General features: G+C 47.5%; 9 protein-coding genes. 6 read left to right on the forward strand and 3 right to left on the reverse strand.

The features are described from left to right. Positions 1 to 458: 458 nt before the first annotated feature. The gene (locus ON05_RS03745) at positions 459 to 1,943 is read left to right on the forward strand and encodes a hypothetical protein (RefSeq protein ID WP_010477290.1); all 1,485 of its coding nucleotides are present in this window, start codon (positions 459 to 461) and stop codon (positions 1,941 to 1,943) included. Between the two features lie 85 nt (positions 1,944 to 2,028). Here the strand turns inward: ON05_RS03745 and ON05_RS03750 are convergent, their stop codons facing one another. Beyond that, positions 2,029 to 2,409, reverse strand: a complete 381-nt coding sequence (locus tag ON05_RS03750) for a hypothetical protein (RefSeq protein WP_010477292.1) — start codon at positions 2,407 to 2,409, stop codon at positions 2,029 to 2,031. A gap of 219 nt (positions 2,410 to 2,628) precedes the next feature. On the opposite strand from ON05_RS03750, the gene uvrB reads away from it, so the two are divergent. Together uvrB and ON05_RS03760 are read left to right on the forward strand one after the other, a co-directional pair. Continuing rightward, entirely contained in the window at positions 2,629 to 4,635 is a 2,007-nt protein-coding gene (uvrB, locus tag ON05_RS03755; protein WP_010477294.1) for an excinuclease ABC subunit UvrB, read from the forward strand. A 271-nt stretch (positions 4,636 to 4,906) separates the two neighbouring features. Then, entirely contained in the window at positions 4,907 to 7,051 is a 2,145-nt protein-coding gene (locus ON05_RS03760; protein ID WP_010477296.1) for a hybrid sensor histidine kinase/response regulator, read from the forward strand. 34 nt (positions 7,052 to 7,085) lie between these two features. Here the strand turns inward: ON05_RS03760 and ON05_RS03765 are convergent, their stop codons facing one another. Both ON05_RS03765 and ON05_RS03770 read right to left on the reverse strand, forming a co-directional pair. Continuing rightward, on the reverse strand, positions 7,086 to 8,651 hold the full coding sequence (locus ON05_RS03765) for a serine/threonine-protein kinase (protein ID WP_010477298.1): 1,566 nt from the start codon (positions 8,649 to 8,651) through the stop codon (positions 7,086 to 7,088). Between the two features lie 196 nt (positions 8,652 to 8,847). Next, positions 8,848 to 9,756 carry a CoB--CoM heterodisulfide reductase iron-sulfur subunit B family protein gene (locus ON05_RS03770; protein ID WP_029315465.1) on the reverse strand — a complete coding sequence of 303 codons (909 nt, stop codon included), beginning with the start codon at positions 9,754 to 9,756 and terminating at the stop codon, positions 8,848 to 8,850. Positions 9,757 to 9,919: 163 nt separating this feature from the next. On the opposite strand from ON05_RS03770, the gene pip reads away from it, so the two are divergent. From pip to fabF, 3 genes are all read left to right on the forward strand, one after another. Next, positions 9,920 to 10,870: a prolyl aminopeptidase gene (gene pip, locus ON05_RS03775; RefSeq protein WP_010477303.1), complete on the forward strand. Its 951-nt coding sequence runs from the start codon at positions 9,920 to 9,922 to the stop codon at positions 10,868 to 10,870. A 248-nt stretch (positions 10,871 to 11,118) separates the two neighbouring features. After that, positions 11,119 to 11,364 (forward strand): acyl carrier protein, encoded by a 246-nt coding sequence (gene acpP / locus ON05_RS03780; protein WP_010477306.1) that lies wholly within the window; start codon positions 11,119 to 11,121, stop codon positions 11,362 to 11,364. Positions 11,365 to 11,456: 92 nt separating this feature from the next. Next, positions 11,457 to 12,710: a beta-ketoacyl-ACP synthase II gene (fabF, locus tag ON05_RS03785; RefSeq protein WP_010477308.1), complete on the forward strand. Its 1,254-nt coding sequence runs from the start codon at positions 11,457 to 11,459 to the stop codon at positions 12,708 to 12,710. Positions 12,711 to 12,763 lie beyond the last annotated feature (53 nt).

The following is a 12,763-nucleotide window of genomic DNA, read 5'->3' on the forward strand; positions in this document are numbered from 1 at the left end:
AAGTTTTTGGCTATTTTGACCAGAATGTGGATTAGATAATGGGTGGTTTCATAAGCTACATCAGCAATGAATCTAATTTTTATGCAAAAAATTAGTTTAAGAATAAAGCTTGAAATTATTTTCTAATATCAAATATCGTTGTATTCATAATTTTAATTACATATTATCTAGAGAATAGTTGCAATTAAGAAGTACCATTAAATATTTGAACGCTAGCATCACCTTAATGCTATATATCGCAACAATTTCCCAATCCTATACTCCACTTAGAAGCAAAATCACCCAATATCGATGAGGAGTCAGATCCTGGTGTAGGAATTCATTCGATTCAGAATCCTGACAATAATTTGTAGAATTTATCAGAGCTTAAACATATTTCCTGAAAGAGTGATCTATCATCTGACAGGAAAATCTTCCAGATTGACCCAAATCCTCACTATTGCAAGGATTAAGCCTTTATGATTGCAACTGCACCATTGCCCCATTCACAACAAGATAATCTTCAGTCTCTGTTACCCAATCTTGCGGGACGGGAATCAGAACTAGCAGCCCTAGTCAACCATTCTGATCCAATTTACTTACCCACAACCGATTTACGGTTTGAGAACATCTACTCCAGTTTTGCTTGTGCCCTCCATATGCATCAGCCCACTATCCCAGCGGGCTCACAAGGAGCGCTCATCAGCAATCTGCAGCATATGTTTGAGAACCCTGGTGATGGCGATAACCATAACGCTGAAGTGTTTGCCTGGTGTTACAGCCGCATGGGTGATTTCATCCCTGAATTGGTGAGTGCGGGTTGTTCCCCACGAATCATGCTGGATTACTCCGGCAACCTCCTGTGGGGACTCCAACAGATGGGACGAGACGATATTCTGGATAACCTGAAAAAGCTGACTTGCAATCCGCAGTATCAACCCTATGTTGAATGGTTGGGAACCATGTGGAGTCATGCTGTCGCTCCTTCCACGCCAATCCCCGATTTGAAATTGCAAATTCAAGCCTGGCAGCAGTATTTTGCCAGCCTATTTGGAGATGAGGCCCTCAAACGGGTCAAGGGATTTTCTCCCCCGGAGATGCATCTTCCCAACCATCCTGATACCCTTTTTGAATACATTAAAGCCCTAAAGGAATGTGGCTATCGTTGGTTGATGGTGCAAGAGCATTCCGTTGAGCGATTAGACGGATCCGGCTTATGGCATGACGATAAGTACATCCCTAATCAGCTCGTGGCTCGCAATTCAAAAGGCGAGACCATCAGCATCACTGCTTTGATCAAAACTCAAGGATCTGATACGAAGTTGGTTGCCCAAATGCAGCCTTACCACGAGGCTAAAGGTCGGGGACGCCAAGAGATTGGAGGCATCTCAGTGCCCTCCTGCGTAACCCAAATCGCCGATGGTGAGAATGGGGGCGTGATGATGAATGAATTCGCCCGGGACTACCAACCCGTTTGGCATGAGCTGAAAGATCAAGGGGCTGGGGTCGCTGGCATCCATGGTACGGAGTATTTAGAGCTATTGGATGCCGCGGGTGTGAATCCAGACGATTACCCCACTTGCCAGGCTGTAGGCCAACATAAAATCTGGAATAAGATTGGAACCGATGCGGTTAGCCCGGAGAAGGTTGAAACTGCGATTAAAGAGCTACAAGCTACCGATCATCAATTCCATATGGATGGGGCCTCTTGGACGGATGACTTGAGCTGGGTGAAGGGGTATGAGAATGTTCTCGAACCCATGAACCAGTTGAGCGCCCTGTTTCACCAGAAATATGATCCCCTCGTTCAAGCAGATCCAAGTACGACTCAACGGGCCGATTATCAGGAAGCTTTACTCTATGTTCTCCTAGTAGAGACGAGTTGTTTCCGATATTGGGGGCAAGGGACTTGGACAGACTATGCCCGTGAACTATTTCGACGAGGAGAAAATTTACTGAAGTAGGAATTTTTCCCTTTCGACCATTAAGGCCGGACTAGCTCTATTAAGCACCAGTCCGGCCTTGATTTTTATGTTGAGAAGGCTCGGGTTAGTACATGTTGTCAATCAATGCGCTGGAAAGGGTATTTGCGCCTCTTCCATAGCCGCTGACCATCACAGTGACACGCTTATTGGCACGATATCGTTTGGCAAACTGAGAGCAATCGATAATGGCAGAATAATCTTCATTGTCAGCAAAGATAAACGGGGTATTGTTGATATTCACTTCTGGCCTCCGGACATTGAGACCTTCTCGTCTCAGGGAAACAGAAGCCCTGCGCATACAATCCCGCTGATTGAGTCGGACCGTACCGTAGCGATAAAAGAGGGCAGGGCCAGCAAATGCACCAAAGGTGCTGATCGCTTGAATACCTACGGCTACAGATGCCATTACCAGTGCTTTTGCAGAAATCTTATTGAACTTAGACATGATGTAATACTCCTTTCTGTGACTCAAGCAGAAAGCGTGAATCCTCTATGTAGGGGCTGTTTTACCTGCTTTGATATGAGTCCTTGGTTATTTATAATTTAGGCGGAGGAAATGGGACTGAACGTGACAGTTGTCACGGGGGGGTATTGTTCTATATCATGCTGCTGCCGTAGTTCGAAAAATTCGGCATTATAAAGAGGCAGTCACCTCTTCGCCCCAATGACAGCTTTTGACCTCCATGCTCCTTTTGTCCCTAAAGGTGATCAACCCCAAGCTATTGAGAAACTGACAACGCACCTTCAGTCCGGCCATTCCAGGCAAACGTTGCTGGGTGCGACGGGGACGGGTAAAACCTTCACCATGGCAAAAGTGATTGAAGAGATTGGTAAACCCACGCTAATCTTGGCCCATAACAAAACCCTAGCTGCACAGCTATGCAACGAAATTCGTTCGTTTTTCCCCAACAATGCCGTTGAGTATTTCATCAGCTATTACGACTATTACCAGCCTGAAGCCTATATTCCAGTTACAGATACCTTTATTGAAAAGACGGCTTCTATCAATGAAGAAATTGATATGCTGCGGCATTCGGCAACAAGATCACTCTTTGAACGCCAGGATGTCATTGTCGTGGCATCGATCAGCTGTATTTACGGATTGGGGATTCCTGCTGAGTATCTTAAGGCCTCAATCCCCCTTAAGGTTGGAGCAGAAGTTGATCAGCGACAGTTATTGCGAAGTCTGGCAGCCGTGCAATATACCCGCAATGATGTGGACTTAGGGCGAGGGCGATTTCGTGTCAAAGGAGATGTTCTGGAAATTGGTCCAGCCTATGAAGACCGGATTATTCGGGTAGAGTTTTTTGGGGATGAGATCGATGCCATTCGCTATGTCGATCCCGTTACGGGGTCAACGTTACAGAGTTTGGAAGGACTAAATGTCTATCCTGCACGCCACTTTGTAACACCGACAGAGCGATTGGAGATGGCCGTTGAAGCCATTGACGCGGAGAGAACAGCCCAAGTTGAGCACCTAGAAGAAACGGGGAAACTGTTGGAAGCTCAGCGATTGAATCAGCGCACTCGATACGATTTGGAAATGTTACGAGAGGTGGGCTATTGCAACGGCGTAGAGAATTATTCCCGTCATCTGGCGGGTCGGCAGGCAGGAGAACCGCCAGAATGCCTGGTAGATTATTTCCCCAAGGACTGGTTATTAATTGTGGATGAGTCCCATGTGACTGTACCGCAAATTCGGGGTATGTATAACGGTGATCAAGCCCGTAAAAAGGTTTTGATTGATCACGGTTTTCGGCTCCCCAGTGCAGCAGATAATCGTCCCCTCAAGTCTGAGGAATTTTGGCAGAAAGTGGGGCAGTGTGTATTTGTATCGGCGACTCCCGGCCTTTGGGAAATCGAGTTATCAGAGAATCGCGTGGTTGAACAAGTGATTCGACCCACTGGCGTTGTCGATCCAGAAATTTTTGTGCGCCCAACAACAGGCCAAGTGGACGATTTATTGGCTGAAATTCAGGAGCGGGTGGGGCGACAAGAACGGACGTTAATTACGACTCTAACGAAACGGATGGCGGAGGACCTGACGGAGTACTTTGAAGAGCGGGGGGTACGCGTTCGCTATTTGCACTCAGAAATTAATGCCATTCAACGCATTGAAATTTTAAGGGATCTACGGGAGGGCGTGTTTGATGTCCTCATTGGGGTCAATTTATTGCGAGAGGGATTAGACCTACCTGAAGTTTCTCTAGTGGCGATCTTGGATGCAGACAAGGAAGGGTTTCTCAGAGCTGAACGCTCATTGATTCAAACCATTGGCCGGGCTGCACGACATGTCCGGGGCCAAGCTATTCTCTATGCCGATAATCTAACGGATAGTATGGAGAAGGCGATTTCCGAAACTGAACGGCGACGTAAGATTCAGCTCGCCTACAATAAAAAACATGGCATCACTCCTCAACCGGTCAAAAAAGGATCTGACAATGCGATTTTGGCCTTTCTGGAAGTCTCCCGCCGTCTCAATACCCAGGAACTCGAAGATGCCTATGAACAAGTGGATGATTTACCCTTGGAAAGCGTGCCAGAGTTGATCACCCAGTTGGAAGCACAGATGAAAGAAGCTGCGAAAAATCTGGAGTTTGAGGAGGCCGCAAAATATCGCGATCGCATCAAGAATCTAAGATCTAAACTCCTCGGTCAACAGTCCCCTTGATCAGATTGCCACTTCTTTGGGAAAGATCGCCTTAGGTCTAAGTCCATCTTCTTTTATCCAGTTCCGATCTGCAAGGAACGCTGGCAATTCATGAAATAATACAAGCAGCCAGAGTAGGTCAAGATTCTTATTTAATTTCGCCATACCTCGTTTTTAGTATCCTTTTCTGCCCTAAAATCTGCGAATTTCAACCAAGTTCCTTCTTTATATCTCTTTATCAGTATCGATATTGGCCAAATTTCCAAGCCGATCATGAATTAAGACGATTACTGTGTTATTCGAACAAACCACTGTTGGTGAGTTTTTGCAGCAGACCTTAGTATGTCAAGCGGAAACTCCTATTCAAGACATATTAGATAGACTTCAGCACCAAGGTTCTGTATCTCCCAATGCTCTGTCTGAGGATGAGGCTAGTGATGGGGGCAATCTATCCCAATTAGTGGTGGTTAATGCACAGCAGCAACCTATTAGCCTTGTGCCTTTATCGCAATTTATCCATTTGTTTATTGCTGAACAACAGTCTGCCGAAGCGGTTTTGCCTCAGCAACCCATTGGAGAATGGGGCGATTTGCATAATCACCCCTTACAGCAGGTGGCAGCTACAAGCTCTCTCAAGCAATTTTGGCAGTATTTACAAACCTTTTCCCAAGATCTCAGCTTGTCTTGGGCAATTGTTGAGGATGGAACCGGCAAATATTTGGGGTTATTGGATACCCCTAAGCTCGTGCAGTTCTTGGCCCATCATGCTCCCTTGAGCGTTGCAATTAAGTTTTCCTCGGATCTGAAAAGTTCAGTTTCGCCAGCTTTAGCGTTATCCGATACACCACCGGCATCACCAGAGTCATCAGCCTCTCAAGATCCAATATCCACTGCTGCTCCCTTGAGTGCGGAACTATTGGCTGAAATTAGCCATGAACTTAAATCTCCTTTGACGGCAATTCTGAGTTTGTCTAATGTTCTCAGTCATCAGGGCATTCAAAATTTATCGGAGCGGCAATTGCAATATGTGCAGTTGATTCATCAGAAAAGTCAGCATCTGATGGGCATCCTCAATACGCTGTTGGACTTAACTCAACTGCCAGGCCAAGTCCAACCTGAAGCCCAGACTGATGTTCGCCTTGATTTGCTCTGTGATGATGCGATCTCACAAGCGAAACGATACTATCAACTGGAAGAAGGCACAGCTAATCAGGCTTCTCTCATCATTCATCGGCATCCCCAGGGCGTCCTTGGCTCAATCACCAGTGATGAGCTGAAATTACGTCAAATCCTGATACATCTTTTGCACAATGCTTTAGGGGCAACTCAGGGGCAGTCCCCCATCGCTTTGAGAGTTGAGCAGTGGCAAGGGTGGACTATTTTTACCATTTCTGATCAGGGCGTTTCGATTCCCCACCGACAGCAACCCCTCATTTTTCAACTCCCCCAAACTTGGACGATTCCTGACCAGGATTTTCTGGGTAAAACAGGACTAGGGTTGGTGCTGGCCCAACGTATAGCAGAAAAGATGTCAGGGGATATTTCCTTTATCTCTGGACCGACGCTGGGAAACGCTTTCTCACTGTATGTGTCTCCAGAACCCCTGCGAAGACGGCAAACTAAAATTACTCAAAGCTTAGTTCTTCTGGTTGCCACAAACCCTAGTTTGATTGAACAAGTCAATCAGTATTTATCGAAGCAATCTCTAAAGGTTGTCGTGGCCCGTTCAGAGTTAGAAGTCGCTCAGAAAATCATCCTATTCAAACCTCAAGCCGTTATTCTACAAACGCTGCTTACCACTGGCTCAGGATGGGATATCCTTTCAATTCTCCAACAGCGAGACAGAGATTGCCCCATCCTATTAATTGGAAGCACCGCAGACTGTCAACAAATTACTGAATTTGGAGTAGATGGTTGCTTAACCTTACACGAGCTGCAACCCGGTCTAGCACAATGGTTAGAGAAGTGCTTAAAATCCAAGATTCCTACCCATGGATCGGCCCCTAAGCCGAAAAACCTCAAACCATCCAACTCCCCAATAGCGCAAAAATTAACCGTTCTCCATTTAGACAGCAATCAAGATCAATCCGGCAACGCATTACCCATTAATATCAGCCAATCCCTATATAACCATCAGTGGCGAGTAATATCGACCACAACGTTGGATGAAGCTGAGTTATTAGTAGATATTTGGAAACCTGATGTTATTCTCTATACCGATGATGATTCTGCTCTGTTCTTGGATATGACAGCAGACTCTCCCTTAATCTCCTTCCCTTTTGTTATTCTTCACCCTCAGGTCCAGGAGATCGCCCTTGAGCGGGGAGATCTAGAAGTCTTTTCCCACGCTAGCCAAACCAAACTGACTTCCAGTACTGAACTTTCAGAAGTCTCATCACTGTTACACATACTCAACAACTCCACTGCAGCAGAATAGGGGACATACGATACTTTGAGGCCAGCCCCTGGGATTACTGGAAGCTTTCTGGAGATTCAGAGGGAGGCGGTGTGGAAAAATCAGGCTGAGCAAAGGGGTCGAAAGGGGATGGCTCTGGGCTGGGAGCCAGGCTATCAGGATAGGATTCTATTGGCGTTTGTAGGGCAGGATCCGGGTCTAAGGGATCGGCGGGGACAGGGCTAAGAGGGACAGGTTTCTGGAGGGTAGGATCTGGCCCAATATCACCCTGCTCAAACCGAGGATCAACCGTCGGTTCTTCTAGGGGCGAGGGGACGGGAGACTCAAGGGGTGTTTCCGTCGGAGTCGGCAGCGTTTCTAATTGCCTTCTGGTTGTTCCTGGCTTTGGTAAAAAATCTTCATTCTGGACTGGGGGGGCCTTTGCAGGCACTTGTGGGTTCGTAAACTGATTCTGGTAATGAAACCGGAGCAACAGACCAAAGGCAATTCCTACAACCCCTGAAAGCACGGAACAAATGATTAGTACTCGGTAGGGAAATCTAGGAGGCACGGAATAGGGCTGAAGGCGAGTGGTTGACACAGTCTGACTGGGCTCCTGGCGAGGGACTGTTGATGCTGTAGGAAGATCCTCAGCCTCGGGAGCTAAAGATAATTCCTCTGAAGGGGAAGAAATTTCTGGGTCTGAAGGGTCTGAATCGGGGAGAGAAGAGATCTCTGGGGTAACGAATTTTGCTGAGGATTGAGGCTCTGCCTCATTCGAGGAAAGGGAAGCTGCGCCTATGTTACCCGATTTTATTGGGAATGATACAGGAGGAGAAGGGGCTTTGGGTAGGAGTTTCAACCACTCCGAGATAGATTGGGGACGGTGCTGAGGTTGCATGGCCATGCCCCGGAGTAGGGCAACAATCGTTGCCTGGCTTAAGTCTGGGTGACGGATCTCCAAGCGAATATGCTGCCGCTGGGAGGCTGCTATCGGAATTTTTCCCGTCACCAAGGTGTATAAAGTTGCCGCTAATCCGTAGATATCGGTTGTAACAGTTTGTTGACCTTGAGCGACTTCAGGGGCTGTATAGGCATGAAGAAGGGAAGAAGAGCCCCCCGGAGGACTGGGTTGCCAAACCCAATTTCCTAGAACTGGATGATTCGTTTGAGGATGGATAACGATATTTTTGGGTTGAATATCCCTATGGAGAAGCTGCTGATGATGGGCCTGGTTCAAGCCATCGGCAATTTGGGTGATTTGAGCAATCGCCTCCGCCTCTGGTAGGGGTTGTGTTTTTGCTTTTGTGGCCCAAGTTTGTCCTGATAGCTTTTCCCTGACCAAAAAGGGGAGAACGGCATCTACAAAAATGTCTCGGATGGGTTCAAGGGAAGGGTGTTTTAAGTTCTGCCAGGCTTGGGCCTCTTGGATAAAAGCATCGCGATGTAGAACAATTTTTTTAGGGTTTTGACGAGATGGATTAAGGGTATTGATCAGAACAGTCTGCTGACTGGGTAAATGCGTACCCTCATAAGTTAACTGCAAGCCCTGATGCCGGACCAGCTGCTCTAAGCGATAGGTTCCTTTTTGTAAGAGTGTTCCAAGGGGCAGCAAAACCATTGTTGGCAGAGGGGGGCGCATGGGAGCTAACGACAGAGGGAAGGGTTAGATCATGAAGATGCTGGGAAAATTCCTTAGGTTCCTGGCTAATTCCCGTTTCCTTAAACCCTAAACCTAATCCTTCGGGTTTCTTCAGGCTGTAATGTGTCTCACTTTTGGGAACGGGAGCAAGTCAGAACAGAGGTTGAGACCTAACTGCAGACAGATTTTGAGCCTGTTAAGTTAGGCCTAATTTCTCCAGTATGGGTTTGGTAGAGACCACATGCTTTTCTAGCCCTAATTTCTGGGGCTCAATTCCTAAAGCTAACCCGACTAATTGAGGTAAATGCAAAACAGGCAACCCTAGCTTGGTATCAATGGACTTTTCAACTTCAGGTTGACGAGAATCCAAATTCAAATGGCAAAGGGGACAAGGGGTCACTAAGCAATCTGCTCCGGCTGCAATAGCATCCTGAAGTCTGCTACCAGCCATGGCAAAAGACTGAGGGGTAGCATAACTGGCTAAGGGCCAACCACAACATTGGGTGCGACCTGAGTAATAGATCGGGGTGGCATCGAGGGCTAAAAACACGTTTTCCATGGAAGAGGGATGAATGGGATCGTCGAAGGGGAGGCTCTGTTGGGCTCTAAGAAGATAGCAACCATAAAAGGCCGCACATTTTAATCCGCTGAGTTTACGCTTGACCTGAAGGGACAGAGCTTCCAAACCAAAGTCTCCAACCAAGACCCAGAGAAGATGCTTGACTTCAGTACTGCCTTGATAGGGAGAACAATGCTGCTCAGATAAGAGGTGATTGATCTGATCAAAATAGTCAGGGTCGTTATCCTTGGCGTCTTTGAGTCGCTCATCAACATGGCCGATCACTCCTTGGCAGGTACTGCAATGGGTGAGTAGAGGTAAATTGAGCTGTTCCGCTAGGGCAATATTGCGGGCATTAACGGTATCTTCTAGTAGCTGAGAATCTTCTTTGAATGTGCCGGACCCACAACAGGCCGCTTTCTTCAGTTCAATGAGTTTAATCCCTAAGGCCTGGGTTATTTCCTGGGTTGACATGTACAATTCTCGGCAAGCGCCTTGAGCGACACATCCTGGGAAGTAAGCATATTGAAGTGTTGGGACCGACATCTGAATTACTCGCTGTAACTGAGCCTTTGCTAGAGCAACGCTAGCATGTTGGCCTGAGAATTCGGGTTACCTGTGATTGAACATTACAAAACGGTGAAATCAGAGGTCTTGAGCGGTGAGACCATTTATCTTGAAGAGCAAGAGATAGCCGTTGAATTCCAAAATGCGTGACCTTTACCCAGTTATCACTCCTTATACAACGGGAAAACTTCAGGTTTCTGAGCTGCATACCCTTTATTACGAAGAAGTGGGAAATCCCCAGGGGAAACCGGCTGTATTTCTACATGGCGGGCCAGGGGGCGGCATCGATCCGGTCTATCGGCAATATTTTGATCCGCAGCAATGGCGATTGGTGCTGTTCGATCAGCGGGGTTGTGGGCAAAGTACCCCCCATGCAGAGTTAAGAGAAAACACCACCTGGGATTTAGTTAGGGATATTGAAGCCCTGCGTCAGCATTTAAGTATCGATCAATGGGTGGTCTTTGGTGGGAGTTGGGGTAGTACTTTGGCACTGGCCTATAGCCAGACCCATCCCGAAGCCTGCAAAGGATTAATCTTGCGGGGCATATTTATGTTGCGTCGTCAGGAACTGCAGTGGTTTTACCAAGAAGGGACCAGCAATATTTTCCCAGATGCTTGGGAAGCTTATCTCCAGCCCATTCCTCCAGAAGAGCGTCATGATTTAATCAACGCCTATTACCGTCGCCTCACCAGTGTTGATCCAAACATTCAACTTGAAGCCGCCAAAGCCTGGTCCGTTTGGGAAGCGACAACCAGCAAGCTAATCCCCGATCCTGAATTACAAGAAAAATGTGGTGAAGACTCCTTTGCCACGGCCTTTGCACGCATTGAATGTCACTATTTTGTCAACAAGGGATTTTTAGACACTGAGGATCAGCTGTTACGGGGGTGCGATCGCATCCAGCATCTCCCCATTGTCATTGTCCAAGGTCGATACGATGTGGTGTGTCCCGTGATCTCCGCCTGGGAACTTCATCAACAACTACCCCAATCAGAATTAAAAATCATCCCTGATGCGGGCCACTCCATTACAGAACCTGGCATTCGCAGTGCTTTGATTGAAGCAACCGACCGCTTTGCTCAAATTCCATAACATGTCTTGGCTAAGACTTAATTTATGCTCTAGCAAGAAAACAAGATCGATGCTTTCAGAGGGGCGGTTTCAGATTACTATGGAAGGAATGGCTGAAACCCTGAAAGACTGGATCAGACATTCCCTGGCCTTGATCTTTGAGCAAGGACATTGAAATATGCTCAGGGAAGGAAGTAAAGCATTTGGCCTCATTTGAAGCCGCATTCAACCTTCTGCTAGAGTCCGTAGTTTTAGAGAAAAGAGAACCCATGAGTGAGTCGGAAATTTTTGGCAAAGTAAAAGATATTGTTGCTGAACAATTGAGTGTCGACGCAGACAAAGTAACGCCAGAAGCGAGCTTCCAGAACGATCTAGATGCTGACTCCCTGGATGTTGTGGAAATGGTTATGGCTCTAGAAGAAGAGTTTGACATCGAAATTCCAGACGAAGCCGCCGAAGAAATCCTTACGGTTCAAGCCGCCGTTGACTTTATCGCTGGCAAAGTGAAGGCTTAGCAATCTGGATAGACCGTGTTGTGTGCTCTAGCATGCAGCACGATTGCTAACCCCTCAATATTTTCATCCTATGCTGATCACATGTGACCACCATGACTAACCTAGAGCCTAAGCGCGTTGTAATTACAGGGCTGGGGGCCATCACTCCATTGGGGAATACCCTTTCTGAATATTGGGATGGGTTGCTTGCAGGTCGCAGTGGAATAGGCCCCGTCACCCGATTTGATGCAGCGAAGCATGCCTGCCGCATCGCTGGAGAAGTCAAAGGCTTCGATCCCCAAGACTATATGGATCGCAAAGATGCCAAGCGCATGGATCGCTTTGCCCAATTTGCCGTATCTGCCAGTAAACAAGCCCTAGCGGATGCCAACTTCACCATTGACGATAGCAATGCGAATGATATCGGCATTATCATCGGTACCGGCATTGGAGGCCTGAAAGTCTTAGAAGATCAGCAGGAAATCTACCTGACCAAAGGGCCAGATCGCTGTAGTCCCTTTATGATTCCGATGATGATTGCCAACATGGCAGCGGGATTAACGGCCATTCATGTCGGTGCTAAAGGTCCCAACTCCTGTTCCGTGACGGCCTGTGCGGCTGGCTCTAATGCTATTGGTGATGCTTTTCGATTTGTCCAGCGTGGCTATACCAAAGCCATGATCTGTGGCGGTACGGAAGCTGCGGTCACTCCTTTGTCTATGGCTGGATTTGCGGCCTGTCGAGCCCTGTCCTCCCGCAATGATGAGCCCACGAAAGCGAGCCGTCCCTTTGATAAAGATCGAGATGGTTTTGTCCTTGGTGAAGGCGTGGGAATTCTTGTGATCGAGGAACTAGAGCATGCCCTAGCCCGAGGTGCCAAAATTTATGCGGAACTGATTGGCTATGGGGTCACTTGCGATGCCCACCATATGACTTCGCCTTCCCCGGGTGGTGTAGGTGCAGCCCGAGCCATTGAGCTATGCCTTAAAGACGCGAACCTCACCCCGGATCAAATCAGCTATATCAACGCCCACGGTACCAGCACTAACGCCAACGATACAACGGAAACCGCTGCAATCAAGCATGCAATAGGTGATAATGCTTATCGAGTAGCCATTAGTTCCACCAAATCGATGACGGGGCATCTACTCGGCGGATCTGGCGGAATTGAAGCGGTAGCGACTGCCATGGCCATTGCCAATGATCAAGTTCCACCGACCATTAACCTGGACAATCCTGACGAAGGATGCGATCTAGACTATATCCCCCATACCAGCCGCCAATTAACGGTGGATGTTGCCCTTTCCAATTCCTTTGGTTTTGGCGGTCACAATGTTACCCTCGCCTTCCGAAAGTATGTCGATTAATGTTGGACTCCCTTGCCGATATGGCATCTGTATTTGAGGCTTGTCTGTACCAA

The organism is Acaryochloris sp. CCMEE 5410, from assembly GCF_000238775.2.
Taxonomy (GTDB): domain Bacteria; phylum Cyanobacteriota; class Cyanobacteriia; order Thermosynechococcales; family Thermosynechococcaceae; genus Acaryochloris.